The 17,875-nt window shown below is 65.1% G+C and carries 15 protein-coding genes; 10 read left to right on the forward strand and 5 right to left on the reverse strand.

Going from position 1 to position 17,875, the window contains the following annotated elements; all coding sequences use genetic code 11:
• Both VEI45_RS00515 and VEI45_RS00520 read left to right on the forward strand, forming a co-directional pair.
• Positions 1-1,807, forward strand: a 1,807-nt coding sequence (locus VEI45_RS00515; RefSeq protein WP_324849059.1) for a thioester reductase domain-containing protein, incomplete at its 5' end; no start/stop codon positions are given.
• Between the two features lie 284 nt (positions 1,808-2,091).
• A complete protein-coding gene (locus VEI45_RS00520) occupies positions 2,092-3,138 on the forward strand; it encodes an MFS transporter (protein ID WP_324849061.1) in 1,047 nt (348 codons plus the stop codon).
• 268 nt (positions 3,139-3,406) lie between these two features.
• Here VEI45_RS00520 and VEI45_RS00525 read toward each other — a convergent pair whose 3' ends face one another.
• The gene (locus VEI45_RS00525; protein WP_324849063.1) at positions 3,407-4,285 is read right to left on the reverse strand and encodes a PAC2 family protein; all 879 of its coding nucleotides are present in this window, start codon (positions 4,283-4,285) and stop codon (positions 3,407-3,409) included.
• Positions 4,286-4,376: 91 nt separating this feature from the next.
• On the opposite strand from VEI45_RS00525, the gene metH reads away from it, so the two are divergent.
• The 6 genes from metH (at position 4,377) to VEI45_RS00555 (ending at position 12,628) form a co-directional block, all read left to right on the forward strand.
• Positions 4,377-7,991: a methionine synthase gene (metH, locus tag VEI45_RS00530; RefSeq protein ID WP_324849065.1), complete on the forward strand. Its 3,615-nt coding sequence runs from the start codon at positions 4,377-4,379 to the stop codon at positions 7,989-7,991.
• A 26-nt stretch (positions 7,992-8,017) separates the two neighbouring features.
• Positions 8,018-9,484 (forward strand): sugar porter family MFS transporter, encoded by a 1,467-nt coding sequence (locus VEI45_RS00535; RefSeq protein ID WP_324849067.1) that lies wholly within the window; start codon positions 8,018-8,020, stop codon positions 9,482-9,484.
• A 27-nt stretch (positions 9,485-9,511) separates the two neighbouring features.
• Positions 9,512-9,793, forward strand: coding sequence for a phosphoribosyl-ATP diphosphatase (locus tag VEI45_RS00540; RefSeq protein ID WP_324849068.1), 282 nt, complete (start codon positions 9,512-9,514; stop codon positions 9,791-9,793).
• Positions 9,793-10,686, forward strand: coding sequence for an ATP phosphoribosyltransferase (hisG, locus tag VEI45_RS00545; RefSeq protein WP_324849070.1), 894 nt, complete (start codon positions 9,793-9,795; stop codon positions 10,684-10,686). Before VEI45_RS00540 ends, hisG begins: the two co-directional genes overlap by 1 nt.
• Positions 10,687-10,772: 86 nt before the next feature.
• A complete protein-coding gene (locus tag VEI45_RS00550) occupies positions 10,773-11,252 on the forward strand; it encodes a DUF4126 family protein (RefSeq protein ID WP_324849072.1) in 480 nt (159 codons plus the stop codon).
• Positions 11,249-12,628 carry an FAD-containing oxidoreductase gene (locus tag VEI45_RS00555; RefSeq protein WP_324849074.1) on the forward strand — a complete coding sequence of 460 codons (1,380 nt, stop codon included), beginning with the start codon at positions 11,249-11,251 and terminating at the stop codon, positions 12,626-12,628. Before VEI45_RS00550 ends, VEI45_RS00555 begins: the two co-directional genes overlap by 4 nt.
• Positions 12,629-12,631: 3 nt before the next feature.
• On the opposite strand, the gene VEI45_RS00560 is transcribed toward VEI45_RS00555, so the two are convergent.
• Positions 12,632-13,540 carry a RecB family exonuclease gene (locus tag VEI45_RS00560; protein ID WP_324849076.1) on the reverse strand — a complete coding sequence of 303 codons (909 nt, stop codon included), beginning with the start codon at positions 13,538-13,540 and terminating at the stop codon, positions 12,632-12,634.
• Between the two features lie 152 nt (positions 13,541-13,692).
• On the opposite strand from VEI45_RS00560, the gene trmI reads away from it, so the two are divergent.
• Positions 13,693-14,520 (forward strand): tRNA (adenine(58)-N(1))-methyltransferase TrmI, encoded by an 828-nt coding sequence (gene trmI, locus VEI45_RS00565; RefSeq protein WP_324849078.1) that lies wholly within the window; start codon positions 13,693-13,695, stop codon positions 14,518-14,520.
• 9 nt (positions 14,521-14,529) lie between these two features.
• Here trmI and VEI45_RS00570 read toward each other — a convergent pair whose 3' ends face one another.
• The 3 genes from VEI45_RS00570 to VEI45_RS00580 are packed head-to-tail and all read right to left on the reverse strand — an operon-like array spanning position 14,530 to position 15,899.
• Complete coding sequence (locus VEI45_RS00570) at positions 14,530-14,823, reverse strand: DUF503 domain-containing protein (RefSeq protein WP_324849080.1); 294 nt, start codon at positions 14,821-14,823, stop codon at positions 14,530-14,532.
• A gap of 7 nt (positions 14,824-14,830) precedes the next feature.
• Positions 14,831-15,376 carry a hypothetical protein gene (locus tag VEI45_RS00575; protein ID WP_324849082.1) on the reverse strand — a complete coding sequence of 182 codons (546 nt, stop codon included), beginning with the start codon at positions 15,374-15,376 and terminating at the stop codon, positions 14,831-14,833.
• A gap of 10 nt (positions 15,377-15,386) precedes the next feature.
• Positions 15,387-15,899: a hypothetical protein gene (locus VEI45_RS00580; RefSeq protein WP_324849084.1), complete on the reverse strand. Its 513-nt coding sequence runs from the start codon at positions 15,897-15,899 to the stop codon at positions 15,387-15,389.
• Positions 15,900-16,045: 146 nt separating this feature from the next.
• Between VEI45_RS00580 and arc the strand changes: the two genes are divergently transcribed.
• Positions 16,046-17,872 carry a proteasome ATPase gene (gene arc, locus VEI45_RS00585; protein WP_324849086.1) on the forward strand — a complete coding sequence of 609 codons (1,827 nt, stop codon included), beginning with the start codon at positions 16,046-16,048 and terminating at the stop codon, positions 17,870-17,872.
• Positions 17,873-17,875: the final 3 nt, after the last annotated feature.

The following is a 17,875-nucleotide window of genomic DNA, read 5'->3' on the forward strand; positions in this document are numbered from 1 at the left end:
CGGGGTGGATCAGGCGGTGGTGATCGCCCGCGAGGACCGCCCCGGCGACCAACGCCTGCTGGCCTATATGACCGGGACGGCAGAGCCGGCCGAGATACGCGCCCAGCTAGCTGAGCGGCTGCCGGCCTATATGGTGCCGGCTGCGGTGGTGGTGATTGAGGCGCTGCCGCTGACACCCAACGGCAAACTCGACACCCGCGCCCTGCCGGCACCCGAATACCAGGATGTTGATCGTTACCGGGCCCCGGCCAACCCCACCGAGAAGATCCTGGCCGGCATCTACGCGCAGGTACTCGGAGTGCGCGTCGGGGTCGATGACTCGTTTTTCCACCTGGGTGGGGATTCGCTGTTGGCGGTGCAGGTGATCGCCAAGATCAACGGAGAATTTGATGCCCACCTTCCGGTGCGCGTCTTATTCGACGCGCCGTCCGTGAGCGGCTTGAGCCAGCAGTTGGGCAGACATGCCAAGGGGCCCAGCTTTGCCTCCGTGCACGGCCGCGACACCACCGAGGTGCACGCCGGCGAGCTGACGCTGGCCAAGTTCATCGACCCCGCGACGCTGACCGCCGCCCCGACGCTGCCGGGCCCGAGCGCCGAGGTGCGGACGGTCCTGCTGACCGGGGCGACCGGTTTCCTTGGCCGTTACCTGGCGCTGGAATGGGTGGAGCGGATGGAGCTGGTTGCCGGCACGCTGATCTGCCTGGTGCGGGCCAACTCCGACGAGGAGGCGCGGGCTCGTCTGGACAACACCTTTGACAGCGGCGACCCGGAACTGCTGCGGCACTTCCGGGAACTGGCCGCCGATCATCTGGAGGTCATCGCCGGCGACAAGGGCGAAGCCAACCTGGGGCTGGACCAGCAGACCTGGCAGCGGCTGGCCGACACCGTCGATCTGATCGTTGATCCCGCAGCCCTGGTCAACGGCGTCCTGCCCTACAGCGAGCTGTTCGGGCCCAATGTCGTGGGCACGGCCGAGCTGATCCGGTTCGCGCTCACCAGCAAGCTCAAGCCCTACTCCTACGTGTCGACTGCCAACGTGGGCGACCAGATCGAGCCGTCGGCGTTCACCGAGGATGCCGACATCCGGGTCATCAGCCGCACCCGCACAATCGACGGCAGCTACGCCAACGGCTACGGCAACAGCAAGTGGGCCGGCGAGGTGCTGCTGCGCGAGGCCAACGACCTGTGCGGTCTGCCGGTCGCGGTGTTTCGCTGCGACATGATCCTGGCCGACACCACCTACGCGGGTCAGCTCAACGTGTCGGACATGTTCACCCGGATGATGCTGAGCCTGGTGGCCACCGGCATCGCGCCCGGCTCGTTCTACCAGCTCGACGCCAACGGCAACCGGCAACGCGCGCACTTCGACGGGCTGCCCGTCGAATTCGTCGCCGAAGCGATCGCCACGCTGGGTGCCGAGGTGGTCGACGGGTTTGCGACCTATCATGTGATGAACCCGCACGACGACGGCATCGGATTCGATGAGTATGTCGACTGGCTGATCGAGGCCGGTTACCCGATCCAGCGCATCGGTGACTTTGCGGAGTGGTTGCAGCGGTTTGAGACCGGCCTGCGTGCCCTGCCGGATCGACAGCGCCAGCACTCGGTGCTGGAGGTGTTGCGCAATTCCAATTATTTGCAGCCCGCAGAGCCGACGCGCGGGTCCTACGCGCCGACCGACCGATTTCGTGCTGCGGTGCAAGAAGCCAAAATCGGTCCCGACAAGGACATTCCGGACATCCCGCACGTCTCGGCGCCGATCATCATCAAATACGTCACCGACTTGCAACTGCTCGGACTGCTCTAGCCCGCTTGCGGAACTCCAACCCGCACACGGCCCACATCGACAACAAATTGTCGATCGGGGAATGCTTTGCGTCTGACTTCGCCGCAGTCGCAATGTCAACTTGAAGTGACCCCGGCGTGACGGTTGTTACGCGTCACTGATCTTGCCCGGCGGAATGGACGCCGATGCGGCCACGGAGCTCAAGGGCCTGCGCGAGCAAAACGCACGGTCGGCGGACTCGGCAACGGCATCCCACCACCGGAATAGGTTGATCTGCCACAAAAGCCCGCACGCCGCGATCGATCATGTTGTGCATCCGTGGTGAGTTTTTCTCCTGTCCGGCGGCGATCCAATCAACCGACCGACGCCGAGGCAATCTGCCAGAGTTGGCCGGCGCCGATTATCCCGACGGTCCGCCTTCACCGATCAGCCAACACGCCCCAGGCGGGCGAAATTTTCCAAAAGATCGCGGTGGCCGTAACGCTGGCGGCGGGTTTGGTTATCCGGTGCTGGCCACGTTGATCTGTACCGCCGTGGTTTTCGGCTTCTCGGTGGGGCCGGAGAAGGGCTGGCAATCGGCCACCACGATCGCTTTGGGTGTGGTGGCTCTGGGCGCTTTCGTGGCGTTCGCCGTGGTGGAGCGCACGGCCGAGAACCCCATCGTGCCGTTCAACCTGTTCTTCGACCGCAAGGAATACATGTTCCTTGCCGGCGGGGTGATGTTCACCATGACCGTGCTGGTCGCCCTGTATGTGCAGAACATCATGGGCTACAGTGCGCTGCGCGCGGGCGTCGGCTTCATCCCGTTTGCCATTGCGATTGCCATCGGGGCGGGCGCATCGTCGCGGCTGGTGTCGTGGTTCTCGCCGCGGGTGGTGGTGATCGCCGGCGCCATAGTGGTGCTGGGCGCGCTGCTGTACGGCTCGACGCTCAACCGCGGCGTCCCGTACTTCCCGAATCTGGTGCTGCCGATCGTCGTCGGCGCTATCGGTTTCGGCATGATCCTCATCCCGCTTTCGCTATCGGTGATCGCCAGCGTCGACTCCGACCGCATCGGGCCCACATCCGCGATCGCGCTCATGCTGCAGAGCCTCGCCGGGCCGGTGGTGCTGGCCGGCATCCAGGCCGTCATCACGTCGCGCACGCTGCAGCTGGGCGGCACCAGCGGCCCGGTGAAGTTCATGAACGCCGCCCAATTGCATGCGCTGGACCACGGCTACACCTACGGCCTGCTGTCGCTGGCCGGGGTGGTCATCCTGCTCGGCGGGGTGGCGCTGCTCATCGGCTACACCGCGGAGCAGGTGGGGCGCGCGCAGGAAGTCAAGAAAGCCATCGACCACGGGGAACTGTAGCTCGACGCTAACGTGCTCGGCAGCAAACCCGCTGCTCCCGGCCTCGGCGAGGTGACGGGAACAAGATCTAGCACGGGCTGTTCTTGCACATCTCGATGAACTGGCGCGGCCCGCCAGACCAGCACCGACAGCCCAAACGATGCGCCCAACGAAAGTGCCACCGTACCCACGATAACTAGTGAGGCAATAAGCAACGCTGGTGGAAGCTGCGCGCTCGCTGGTCCGGGTCGCATTGGTGAGGAACCCGGACAACGATCCTGTTGAGCGGCTACCGCCCGAAGCCGGGCCGGCGCCGTCGTAGGTAGCGCTCGAACTCGGCGGCCAGCGCGTCGCCGTCGATCTTGCCCAGCGCCTCATTCATGTCGACCTCGGCGTCGCCGCGCTGCTCCAAGGACTGCACATACTCAGCGATCTCGTCGTCCTCGGCGGTCATCTCGGTGACCGCCTGCTCCCACTCCTCGGCCTGCGCCGGCAGATCGGCCAGCGGGACCTCGATGTCGAGCACATCCTCGACCCGCTGCAGCAGCGCCACAGTCGCCTTCGGATTGGGCGGCTGCGACACGTAGTGCGGAACCGCCGCCCAGAAGGTCACCGCCGGGATCCCGGCCGCCACGCAGGCGTCCTGGAACACGCCGGCGATGCCGGTCGGACCCTCGTAGCGGGTTTCCTGCAGCCCGAAGCGGCGCGCCGACTCGGGGGAGTAGGCCGCCCCGGACACCGGAACCGGCCGGGTGTGCGGCGTGTCGGCCAGCAGCGCGCCGAGGATCACCACGGTGTCGACGTTGAGCTTGTCGGCGATCGCCAGCAGCTCGGCGCAGAATGTGCGCCACCGCATATTCGGCTCGACGCCGTGCATCAACACGATGTCGCGGTCGGCACCCGGCGGACGGCAATGCGAGATCCGCATCGATGGCCACACCAATTCCCGCGTGACGCCGTCGACCTGCCGGATGACCGGGCGGTTCACCTGATAGTCGTAGTAAGCCTCGTCGTCGATCTCGACGATCGGATCGGCCTCCCAGATGGCGTCGAGGTGCTCCAGGGCGTCGCTGGCCGCGTCACCGGCGTCGTTCCACCCTTCGAACGCCGCCACGACGATCGTGTTGTGCAGTTCGGGTAGTGAAGCGCTGACATCCGGCGAAGTCACGCCAATCAGCGTACGGCCTGATCGGAGTCCCGGTGGGGCGAGCGCCGTCACGCATCCGGCCATTTTCCATAGACCGGCTATGCTTGTGCGGATGACTTCCACCAACGACACCGGCTACGACACCGACCTGCTCGAGACGCTGTCGCAGCGCGTCGTTGTCGGCGACGGCGCCATGGGGACCCAGCTGCAGGCAGCAGATCTCACGCTCGACGACTTCCGCGGCCTGGAGGGCTGCAACGAAATCCTCAACGAGACCCGCCCCGATGTGCTGGAGACCATCCACCGCAACTATTTCGAGGCCGGCGCCGACGCTGTGGAAACCAACACGTTCGGCTGCAACATGTCCAATCTCGGCGACTACGACATCGCCGACAAGATCCGTGACCTGTCGCACCAGGGCACCGCGATCGCGCGTCGGGTCGCCGACGAACTGACTACCCCGGACCGCAAGCGTTACGTGCTGGGGTCTTTGGGTCCGGGCACCAAGCTGCCGACCCTGGGTCACACCGAGTACCACCTCATTCGCGACGCCTACACCGAGGCCGCGTTGGGCATGCTGGATGCGGGCGCCGACGCCATCCTGGTGGAAACCTGCCAGGATCTGCTGCAGCTCAAGGCCGCGGTGCTGGGGTCGCGGCGGGCGATGGCGCAATCCGGGCGGCACATCCCGGTGTTCACCCACGTCACCGTCGAGACCACCGGCACGATGCTGCTGGGCAGCGAGATCGGTGCGGCGCTGACGGCCATCGAGCCGCTGGGCGTCGACATGATCGGCCTCAACTGTGCGACGGGTCCTGCCGAGATGCGCGAGCACCTGCGGTACCTGTCGCGGCATGCCCGCATCCCGGTGTCGGTGATGCCGAACGCCGGGCTGCCGGTGCTGGGCGCCAACGGCGCTGAATACCCGTTGCAGCCTGACGAATTGGCCCAGGCGATGGATTCATTCATCGCTGAGTTCGGGCTGTCGTTGGTCGGCGGCTGCTGTGGCACCACCCCGGAGCACATCCGGCAAGTGGCCGCCGTGGTGGCCAAATATAACAACGGTTCCGCGCAACGCGGCGAGCGCCACGTGACCTTTGAGCCTTCGGTGTCATCGTTGTACAGCGCCGTCCCGTTCGAGCAGGACGCCTCCGTCTTGGTGATCGGGGAGCGGACGAATGCCAACGGCTCCAAAGCTTTTCGTGAGGCGATGATCGCCGAGGACTACCAGAAGTGCCTCGACATCGCCAAGAACCAGACCCGCGACGGCGCGCACCTGCTCGACCTGTGCGTCGACTACGTGGGCCGCGACGGCGTGGCCGACATGACTTCGTTGGCCAGCCGGCTGGCGACTGCGTCGACGCTGCCGATCATGCTGGACTCCACCGAAACCCCGGTGCTGCAAGCAGGTTTGGAGCACCTGGGCGGGCGCTGCGCGATCAACTCGGTCAACTACGAAGACGGCGACGGGCCCGAGTCGCGCTTCGTCAAGACAATGGAACTGGTCGCCGAGCACGGCGCCGCGGTGGTCGCGCTGACCATCGACGAAGACGGCCAGGCTCGCACCACCGAGAAGAAGGTCGAGATCGCCGAACGGCTGATCAACGACATCACCGGCAACTGGGGTGTCGATGAATCCTCTATTCTGATCGACTGTTTGACCTTCACCATCGCCACCGGCCAGGAAGAGTCACGCAAAGACGGCGTCGAGACCATCGAGGCGATTCGTGAGCTGAAGAAGCGCCACCCCGCCGTACAGACCACGCTCGGGTTGTCCAACATCTCCTTCGGCCTCAATCCCGCTGCGCGGCAAGTGCTCAACTCGGTGTTCCTGCATGAATGCCAGGAAGCCGGGTTGGATTCGGCGATCGTGCACGCGTCGAAGATCCTGCCGATCAACCGGATTCCGGAGGAGCAGCGTGAGGTCGCGCTGGATCTGGTCTACGACCGCCGCCGCGACGGGTATGACCCGCTGCAGGAGCTGATGCGGCTGTTCGAGGGTGTATCGGCGGCCTCGTCGAAAGAATCCCGCGCGGCCGAACTGGCCAAGCTGCCGTTGTTCGAGCGGCTGGCCCAGCGCATCGTCGACGGCGAGCGCAACGGTCTGGAAGCCGACCTCGACGAAGCGATGACCCAAAAGCCACCGCTGGAGATCATCAACGAAAACCTGCTGGCCGGCATGAAAACCGTCGGCGAGCTATTCGGTTCGGGCCAGATGCAGCTGCCGTTCGTGCTCCAGTCGGCCGAGGTGATGAAAACCGCCGTCGCCTACCTGGAACCGCACATGGAACAAGTCGGCGATGCCGACGGAAAAGGCTCAGCCAAGGGCCGCATCGTCCTGGCCACCGTCAAGGGCGACGTGCACGACATCGGCAAAAACCTTGTCGACATCATCTTGAGCAACAACGGCTACGAAGTGGTCAACATCGGCATCAAGCAACCGATCGCCACCATCCTTGAAGTGGCTGAAGACAAGAGCGCAGATGTGGTCGGCATGTCGGGCCTGCTGGTGAAATCCACCGTGGTGATGAAGGAAAACCTCGAGGAGATGAACACCCGCGGTGTGGCTGCGAAGTTCCCGGTACTGCTCGGCGGTGCCGCGCTGACCCGCAGCTATGTGGAGAACGACCTCGCCGAGATCTACGAAGGCGAAGTGCACTACGCGCGAGACGCTTTCGAGGGCCTGAAGTTGATGGACATCATCATGAGCGCCAAGCGGGGCGAGGCACCGGACCCGGGCAGCCCGGAGGCCTTGGCGGCAGAAGCTGCCCGGGAGAAGGAGGCCGAACGCAAGGCCCGCCATGAGCGGTCCAAGCGCATTGCGGCGGAAAGGAAAGCGGCCGAGGAACCGGTCGTCGTGCCAGATCGCTCGGACGTCGCAGCCGACGTCGAGGTGCCGGTGCCGCCGTTCTGGGGGTCGCGGGTCGTCAAGGGTCTGGCGGTGGCTGACTACACCGAACTGCTCGACGAGCGCGCGCTGTTTCTGGGTCAGTGGGGTCTGCGCGGGGTGCGTGGCGGCGAGGGGCCGTCGTATGCGGAGCTGGTGGAGACCGAGGGCCGGCCGCGGCTGCGGTACTGGCTGGACCGGTTGTCCACCGACGGCGTGCTGGCACATGCCGCCGTGGTCTACGGCTACTTCCCGGTGGTGTCTGAGGGCGATGATGTCGTCCTACTGAGCGAGCCCCGGCCTGATGCCGAGCAGCGATTCCGCTTCACCTTCCCCCGTCAGCAGCGTGACCGGTTCTTGTGCATCGCCGACTTCATCCGCTCGCGCGAAATCGCGACCAGGTCAGGTCAGGTTGATGTGTTGCCATTCCAGCTGGTGACCATGGGTCAGCCGATCGCCGACTTCGCCAACGAGCTGTTCGCGTCGGACTCCTACCGCGACTACCTCGAGGTGCACGGCATCGGCGTGCAACTCACCGAGGCGCTGGCCGAGTACTGGCACCGCCGTGTCCGCGAGGAACTGCGATTCGCCGGCGATCGGGCGATGTCCGCCGAAGACCCCGACGCCAAAGAGGACTACTTCAAGCTGGGCTACCGCGGCGCCAGGTTCTCCTTCGGCTACGGCGCGTGCCCCGACCTGGAGGACCGGGTCAAAACCATGGCCCTGCTCGAGCCGGAGCGCATCAGCGTCACACTGTCGGAGGAGATGCAGCTCCATCCCGAACAGTCCACCGACGCCTTCATCCTGCACCACCCCGAGGCCAAGTACTTCAACGTCTGACCGGATAGGGTTTACTGGGCGACACCATGGCCGGTGATGACGTCCTCGGGCAGGCGCCACCGGCGTCCCACGAAGACCTGCCCGCCGACCGTCGTGCCGCTCGGGTCGCCTTCTTCTCCGCCATCCGCTTCGCGTCGGTGGCTGCGATCGGTGGGCTGTTTTTCGGCTACGACATCTCGGTGACCAACGGCGCGGTCAAGGCGCTACAGGCCCACTTTCACATCGGCAACGCGTTGTTGGGTTTCGCTGTGGCCGCGGCACTCATGGGCGCGGCCGCAGGAGCGATGACCGCCGGGCGAATCGCCGACCGGATGGGTCGATTGGCGATGATGAAGCTTGCCGCTACGTTGTTTATCTGCTGCGCAATCGGGACCGGGCTGGCCAGCAGCATCTCTATGTTCGTCGTCTTCCACGCCGTCGGTGGCATTGGTATCGGTGTCGCGTCCGTCGCAGCTCCGGCATACATCGCCGAAATCTCACCGCCACGTTTCCGCGGCCGGCTCGGCTCACTGCAGCAGCTTGGCGTCGTGATTGGCATTTTCGGGTCCCTGGCGCTGAACTGGGTGCCATTTCACATCGCGGGGGGATCGAGTGGGCAGCTGTGGTTGGGACTGGCCGCTTGGCGATGGACATTTCTGGGCGAGGTGATCCCGGCGCTGGTGTATTTCGCGCTCATTTTCACCATCCCGGAATCGCCGCGCTATCTGGTTGCAAGGCAACGGGTTCGCGAGGCTCGCGGGGTGCTTTCCATGCTGCTCGGTGACCGCGACGTGGAGCACACCATCAACCGGATCGCCGAGACGCTGAAAGAAGAAAAACCGTCGTCCTGGCGCGATCTGCGGAAGCCGACCGGCGGCCTGCACAGCATCGTCTGGGTCGGACTGGGGCTGGCGGTCTTTCAGCAGTTCGTCGGTGTCACGGTGATCTTCTATTACTCCGATGTGCTCTGGGAGGGAGTGGGATTCGGCGAGAAGTCGAGGTTCACCATCGGTTTGGCGACCACCGGGGTCAATGTCCTGATCACGTTGGTGGCGATCGCGCTGATCGACCGGACCGGCCGTCGGCCGCTGTTATTGGCTGGATCGACGGGGATGGCGTTGACGCTGGCGACGATGACCGTCGCTTTTACCAGCGCCGCGTTCATCGGTGACCGGCCAGACCTCGCCATTGCGTTGGGAGTGATCGCGCTTATCGCCGCCGACCTCTTCGTCATCGCGTTCGGCATTTCGTGGGGTCCGGTCCTGTGGGTGGTGCTGGGCGAGATGTTTCCCAACCGCATCCGGTCGGCTGCGCTGGGACTGGCGTTCAGCGCGCAGTGGATGGCCAACTGGACCATCACCGTGACTTTCCCGGCGCTGCGCCACGCACTCGGTTTCGCCTACGGCTTCTACACGACGTGTGCGGTGCTGTCCTTCTTTTTCGTGTGGAAATGGGTCCGCGAGACCAACGGCGTATCCCTTGAAGACATGCCCGACGAAGTCTCCCCGACCTGAAACCGCCGTGACTTTGCTTACCCGCGCATGAAACAATCGCTGCCCGTGAAGACCTTTGAGGATCTGTTTGCCGAGCTTGGCGAGCGTGCCCGCACCCGCCCGCCCGGCAGCAGCACCGTGGCCGCACTGGACCGTGGGGTGCATACGGTGGGCAAGAAGATCTTGGAGGAGGCCGGTGAAGTGTGGTTGGCGGCCGAGCACGAATCTGACGACGAACTCGCCGAGGAGATCAGTCAGTTGCTGTATTGGACGCAGGTACTCATGATCGCCCGCGGGCTGACGCTCGCTGACGTGTACCGGAAGCTGTGATGGCAGCGCTGCATCGAAACAGCTCCACCAGACTGCGGATAGCGGTTCCCAACAAGGGCGCACTGAGCGAGCCAGCCGTCGAGATCCTCGCTGAGGCCGGGTACCGTCGTCGCACCGATCCCAAAGACTTGACGGTCATCGACCCGCACAACCACGTCGAGTTCTTTTTCCTGCGACCCAAAGACATTGCGATCTATGTCGGGTCGGGCGAACTCGACTTTGGAATAACCGGAAGGGATTTGGCGCGTGAGTCCGGCGCGCCGGTGCACGAGCGACTGGCGCTCGGCTTCGGGTCGTCCAGCTTCCGTTACGCCGCACCGGCCGGACGCGACTGGACCATCGACGACCTGGCCGGGCGCCGAATCGCCACCGCATACCCGAATCTGGTGCGAGAAGACTTGGCGGCCCGGGGTATTGAAGCGACCGTTATCCGCCTCGACGGCGCAGTGGAAATCTCCGTGCAGCTCGGGGTGGCCGATGCGATCGCCGACGTGGTGGGTTCCGGTCGCACCTTGAACCTGCACGATCTGGTGGCCTTTGGTGAAACACTCTGCGATTCCGAGGCCGTCCTCATCGAACAGGTCGACCCAGACGCATCGGACAGCGGGCCAGAGCCCTCCGCTCGTGAGCAGCTGGTGGCGCGGGTGCAGGGCGTGGTGTTCGGTCAACAGTATTTGATGCTGGACTACGACTGCCCGCGCTCGGTGCTCGACGAAGCCACGATGATCACACCGGGTCTGGAGTCACCGACAATCGCCCCGCTCGCGGACCCCGATTGGGTGGCGGTACGCGCACTGGTGCCGCGTCGGGACGTCAACTCGATCATGGACGATCTGGCGGCCATCGGGGCCAAAGCGATCCTGGCGTCGGACATCCGGTTCTGCCGGTTCTGATCATGAATGCGCCGGTGCAGCCGGCTGTGCTGTGTTAGCGTCCCGCTAGAGCCGCGTTCTGTAGTTGAGCCCTCAGGAGGGTCGCCGTGACGCATTTCTATGTTCTGCTGCTAGCTCTGGGAATCGGTGTCGTCGCCGGGTTGCGTTCTATGACAGCTCCCGCGGTAGTCGCGTGGGCCGCCGTGCTGCATTGGATCAACCTGAATGGGACGTGGGCGTCCTGGCTGGGGCATCCGGTGACGGTCGCCATCCTTACCGTCCTCGCGATCGGTGAATTGGTTGCCGACAAACTGCCCAAGACACCCAGCCGCACTGCGCCGCCGTCGTTCGCCGCCCGAATTGTGTTGGGCGCGTTCGCCGGCGCTGTCATCGGCACCGCATGGGGCTACACCTGGAGTGCACTCGGGGCGGGAGCCATCGGTGCGGTGCTAGGCACCCTCGGCGGCTACCAGGCGCGGACCCGCCTGGTCGCGTCGCACGGCCACGACCTGCCGATCGCCTTGCTCGAGGACGCGGTCGCGGTGCTGGGTGCGTTCGCGCTTGCCGCGGTAACAGCTTCTCTGTGACAGGGCGTTTCGACGCGATCATAGTGGGCGCCGGCCAGGCCGGGCCCTCGCTGGCGGGTCGACTCACCGCGGTCGGCCACACCGTTGCCATGGTGGAGCGCAAGCTTATCGGCGGCACCTGTGTCAACACTGGATGCATCCCGACCAAAACCTTGGTGGCCAGCGCGCATGCTGCGCACCTGGCCCGTCGCGGCGCCGACTTCGGCATCGGGACCGGAGCGGTCAGCGTGGACATGGCGAAGGTAAAGGCACGCAAAGACGAGATCATGCTGGGCGACCGCAAGGGCGTCGAGGACTGGTTGAACGGAATGGACGGCTGCACCGTCGTCCGCGGGCACGCCCGATTCGAGGATCCGCACACGCTGCGCGTCGGCGATGGGGTGCTACAAGCCGAGCGGATCTTCCTCAACGTCGGTGGCCGTGCGGTGGTGCCCGACCTTCCGGGCCTTTCGGAAGTTGAGTTCCTCACCAACGTGTCGATCCTTGAACTCGACACCTTGCCCGAACATCTCGTCATCATCGGTGGCAGCTACATCGCGCTCGAGTTCGCCCAGATGTACCGCCGTTTCGGCGCCCGGGTGACCGTCGTCGAGAAAGGGCCGCGGCTGGCGTCCCGCGAAGACAACGACGTCTCGGACACCATCAAAGCGATCCTGCAGAACGAAGGCATCGACATCGTGGTCGATGCCGCTGATATCCGGATAGCGAAGCGGGACAGTTATGTTGAAGGCTTCGAAGTGACGTCGCGGGCCGGCGCCGCGCCAATAGCCGGCAGTCATCTGCTGCTGGCGGTCGGGCGGCGGCCCAACACCGACGACCTCGGCCTTGAGCATGCCGGTGTCCGAACCGATGCCCGGGGATATATCACGGTCGACGACCAACTGAAAACCAGCGTCGACCATATCTGGGCAATGGGCGATTGTAACGGCAAGGGCGCCTTCACCCACACCTCGTATAACGACTTCGAAATCGTCGCGGCCAACCTGCTCGACAATGACCCACGCCGGGTCAGCGACCGAATCCCTACCTATGCCCTCTACATCGACCCACCGCTGGGACGGGCCGGAATGACCGTCGAGCAAGTGCGTGCGTCGGGCCGCCCTGCATTAGTCGGTCAACGGCCCATGACCCGGGTCGGTCGCGCGGTGGAAAAAGGTGAGACACAAGGCTTCATGAAAGTGGTAGTCGACGCTCAAACGCAGCAGATCCTGGGGGCGGCCATCCTCGGTGTCGGTGGCGACGAGGCCATCCACGAAATTCTGGATGTGATGTCGGCGAAGGCGCCCTACACCACGCTGGCGCGCACCATGCACATCCACCCGACGGTCAGCGAGCTGATACCGACGATGCTGCAGGAGATGTCGCCGCTGCAATAGGCACTACGCCGCCGGGTCTGCCTGGTGCAGAACGGCGTCCGCATCACCCTCGTTAGGATGCTCCGGCCAACCCGGGTACGGCGGCGGCGTCCCGCCGAAGACCGGGCAGTGCGCGTGGTGCGCGCACCAGTCGCACAGCCGTGATGGACGCGGCCTGAAATCGCCTGTTGCACCGGCGGATTGAATCGCCTGCCAAATCGCCATCAGTGTCTTCTCGAAGCGCAGCAGCTCGTCTTCGTCGGGGGAGTAGTCCAGCAGCTGACCGTCCGCCAGGTAGATGAGCCGCAGCCGTGTCGGCAGCACGCCGCGCGACCGCAGCAAAGCGACCGCGTAGAACTTCATCTGAAACATCGCCTTGAACTCGGCGAGGGCCCGCGCTTCCGGCGGCGCCTTGCCGGTCTTGTAGTCCACCACCCGCAACTCGCCGGTAGGTGCGACATCGATGCGATCGATGATCCCGCGCAGCAGCGTGCCGTCGGCAAGCTCGACCTCGATGCGCTGCTCGCAGCTTTGCGGGTCGAACCGGGTCGGGTCTTCCAACCGGTAATAGCCGGACAGCAGCGCGCGGGCCTCGTCGAGGAGTTGAGATTGTTGCTCGGCGTCCAACTCGGCGACCAGGTCGGGCGCCGCCGCGATCACCTGCTCCCAGGCCGGGCTGACCAGTGTGCCGGCGGCCTGCGGGCCGCGTTCTGTCGCGGGCAGGCTGTACAGCTGCTGCAGAGCGGCATGCACCACCGAGCCGCGCAGTTGTGCCGTTGACGGCGGCTCAGGAAGCCGATCGATCGCCCGGAACCGGTAGAGCAGCGGGCATTGCTTGAAGTCCGCCGCACGCGACGGCGACAGTGCTGGTCTCGACGCCGGACTCGACCTGGCTACATTGCCCGATTCGATATTGCCCGGTTCGGGGCTCATGCGCGCTGCTCTCCCCCGCAAGCGGGAGGTGCGCCCCACCTCATCGCTGCTTTGTATATCGTCGCCGACGCGGCTCATATCCGCAGCCTAAGGGCGAGGTCGGACAACCCCGCGCACCTTTTCCGGCGCGTCTGCTGGCAGGCTAGACAGCTGTGTCTGCAACCGGGCCGTTCGCCGTCGGCGATCGTGTCCAGCTCACCGACGCCAAGGGTCGGCATTACACGATGCTGCTCAGTCCCGGCGGCGAATTTCACACCCACCGTGGCGCGATCGCGCACGACACGGTGATCGGGCTGCCGGAGGGCAGCGTGGTCAAATCGACCAACGGCGACCTTTTCCTGGTTCTGCGTCCACTGCTGGTGGATTACGTGATGTCCATGCCTCGCGGCGCCCAGCTGATCTACCCCAAAGACGCCGCTCAGATCGTGCACGAGGGCGACATCTTCCCAGGCGCCCGGGTTTTGGAGGCCGGTGCCGGCTCCGGGGCGCTGACCTGTTCGCTACTGCGTGCGGTCGGGCCGCACGGGCGGGTGATCTCCTACGAGGTGCGCGCCGACCACGCCGAACACGCTCGCCGCAATGTGGAGACGTTTTCCGGAGGCGTCCCCGAGAACTGGCGGCTGGTCCTCAGCGATGTCGCCGACGCCGACTTGGCTGACGGCTCGGTCGACCGGGTCGTGCTGGACATGCTGGCGCCGTGGGAGGTGCTCGACACCGTGTCGCGGGTTCTGGTCCCGGGCGGCGTGCTGATCGTGTACCTGGCCACCGTCACTCAGCTATCCAAGACGGTGGAGGCGCTGCGAGACCAACAGTGCTGGACCGAGCCGCGCTCTTGGGAGACGCTGCAACGCGGCTGGAATGTCGTCGGATTGGCCGTGCGGCCGCAGCACAACATGCGCGGCCACACCGGGTTCCTGGTGTTGGCGCGTCGACTGGCCCCGGGCACCGTCACGCCGACGCCGCTGCGCCGCAAGCGCTGAGCCGCCGGGTTAGTCGTCGCTGCGGTGCAGGCCACGGCGCACCGACAGCAATTCGAACTCCGGGTGGGCGGCCACTAACCGTTCAGCCGCGTCGAGCACATCGACGGCGTGGCCGCGGTCGGCGGACACCATCGCCACCCCGATGCCCGCCCGTCGGTAGAGCTTATGCAAGCCCGTCTCGGCTGCCGACACGCTGAACTTGCGCTGCAACTCCGCCACTACCGGGCGGATCACCGATCGCTTCTGCTTGAGTGAGCGCACGTCACCGAGCAGCAAATCGAACTCGAGCCACCCGATCCACATCGCAGGGTCAGCGGCCGGGTGTCGTCGCTGGAGGCGGCGCGACTTGCGCGGTACGGAAAGCCAGCAGCACGTCGGCGGTTCGCGCCGACAGCTGCCACCCGCCTTGGTACGGCGTGAATTCCATCGGGAAGGAGAACCTGTGCCCGCGGGGATTCGGTGAGCTGACGTTGACGTTGGCCACCACGTCGGCCGGATTCCGGTCCGACCATGCGACGTCTCGCACATCGACCTTCATCGGTGCAAAGCCGCCGTTGAGCAGCGCGGCGGCGAACTGGTCGAGCACGGCCGCGTTGTCCGGGGTGGCACCTTCGACCAGGTTCAGTTTCTGACTGCCGGGCACCCCGGGGTCGCCGAGCCGGTACAGCACCGCGGCCAGGGCCTCGGGCGGCGGCAGCGGAGCGACTTGCGCAGCCGGTGTCGACGCCAGCGACGCTGACGTCCGCGGCGGCTCGTTCTCAGGCGAAGCGCTGTGCTCATCGCCCGAGCACCCAGAGAGGCCGAGCGCCGCCACAATCGTGGCGGCGCTTAGGACTGCGGTTAGGTGTCGGCCCATCCAGCAGCGGTCAGCCGCCCGCCGACTGCACAGACTGGATCAATGTCATCGCGGAAGTGCGCGATAGCTTCCAGCCGCCCTGGTCGACGAACGTGATGTTCTCGATCGTCGGGGCCAGGTGCGGACCCGTGGCGGTGACATTGGCCGAGGCTGTGGCGGGGCCGGCGGGCTGAATGTTGGCGATGTTGAACGTCAGCGGCAGGCTGCCCTTGGCGGCGGCTTGCTGCAGCTTCTTGTCGGCGAAGTGGCCCTCGACGCCGCCGACCCCGCCCTCCACCAGATTGCTCTTGCTGGCGAACGGCACGCTCGGGTCTTGCAGGCTGTTGAGCAGGCTGACCAATACGTCAGGCGTGGGCACATCGGCGCCGGGCACGACCGGGTCCAGCGGCAGCGGGGCGCTCAAAACGACCGGTTTAACCTGAGGCAACGCGGCGGTAACAGATGCAATGCAGGTCACACCCGCGGCCGCCGCGCCGATTGCGGCGACAGCCGCCACGCCCGTGGCTAGGGATTTCACGGTCACAGATGTCCTCTCCGATCAGGCAGGTTCAACATGATGTTAACGCTGATGCCAGTGTGCCCCATTTCGAGTTCCCGCATGAATTGGAAATCGCCGGTAGCGTTGGGGTATCCGCCGCACCACCTTCGGGAGCGGGAAAGGAGCGCAACATGGGTGAGTCAGAGCGCGAAACGTTCGGTAGCCCGCGCGAGCCAGACCTGTCCGGCGAGGACGCGGCCGAATTGGAAGAGCTCCGGCGCGAAGCGGCGATACTGCGTGAGCAACTCGAAAACGCCGTCGGATCGCAGAGCGCCGCGCGCAGTCCCCGCGACATCCACCAGCTTGAGGCAAGAATCGATTCACTCGCCGCGCGTAATTCCAAACTGATGGAAACGCTCAAGGAAGCCCGGCAGCAGCTGCTGGCGCTGCGCGAAGAGGTCGACCGGCTCGGGCAGCCGCCGAGCGGCTACGGCGTGTTGTTGTCCACGCACGACGACGACACCATCGACGTGTTCACCTCCGGGCGCAAGATGCGCCTAACGTGCTCGCCCAACATCGAAGTCAAGTCTTTGCGGAAGGGACAGACAGTTCGGCTCAACGAGGCTTTAACTGTCGTCGAGGCCGGCACCTACGAATCGGTCGGCGAAATCTCCACGCTGCGCGAGATTCTCAACGACGGGCACCGGGCCCTGGTCGTCGGACACGCCGACGAGGAACGCATCGTGTGGCTGGCCGACCCGTTGGTCGCCGAGGATCTGCCCGACGGGCACCCCGACGCTCTCAACGACGACCAGCGGCCCCGCAAGCTGCGTCCCGGCGACTCGCTACTGGTCGACACCAAGGCCGGCTATGCGTTCGAGCGCATTCCCAAAGCCGAAGTCGAGGACTTGGTGCTGGAAGAGGTGCCGGACGTCACCTACGACGACATCGGTGGGCTGGGCCGGCAGATCGAGCAGATCCGCGACGCCGTGGAGCTGCCGTTCCTGCACAAGGAGTTGTACCGGGAATACGCGCTGCGCCCGCCCAAAGGGGTGCTGCTCTACGGCCCGCCCGGTTGCGGTAAGACGTTGATCGCCAAGGCCGTCGCCAACTCGCTGGCCAAGAAGATGGCGGAGGTTCGCGGCGACGACGCGCGCGAAGCCAAGTCGTACTTCTTGAACATCAAGGGCCCCGAGCTGCTGAACAAATTTGTCGGCGAGACCGAACGTCACATCCGGCTGATTTTCCAGCGGGCCCGCGAGAAGGCGTCCGAAGGCACGCCGGTGATCGTGTTCTTCGACGAGATGGATTCGATATTCCGCACCCGCGGTACCGGGGTTTCGTCCGACGTCGAAACGACGGTTGTGCCACAGCTGCTGAGCGAGATCGACGGCGTGGAGGGCCTGGAGAACGTCATCGTGATCGGCGCGTCCAACCGCGAGGACATGATCGACCCGGCGATCCTGCGGCCCGGGCGCCTCGACGTCAAAATCAAGATCGAACGCCCGGACGCCGAATCCGCGCAAGACATCTTCTCCAAGTACCTCACCGAGGAATTGCCGGTGCACGCCGACGATTTGGCGGAATTCGGTGACGACCGCTCGCTGTGCATCAAGGCGATGATCGAGAAGGTCGTCGACCGGATGTACGCCGAGATCGACGACAACCGATTCTTGGAAGTGACCTACGCCAACGGCGACAAAGAAGTCATGTACTTCAAGGACTTCAACTCCGGTGCAATGATCCAGAATGTCGTCGACCGGGCGAAGAAGAACGCGATCAAGTCGGTGTTGGAGACCGGTCAGCCGGGTCTGCGCATCCAGCACTTGCTCGATTCGATCGTCGACGAGTTCGCCGAGAACGAGGACCTGCCCAACACCACCAATCCCGATGACTGGGCCAGGATTTCAGGTAAGAAGGGTGAGCGGATCGTCTACATTCGCACCCTGGTCACCGGCAAGAGTTCGAGCGCGTCGCGGGCCATCGACACCGAGTCCAACTTGGGCCAGTACCTTTAGCCG

This window comes from Mycobacterium sp., from assembly GCF_035623875.1.
Lineage (GTDB): Bacteria > Actinomycetota > Actinomycetes > Mycobacteriales > Mycobacteriaceae > Mycobacterium.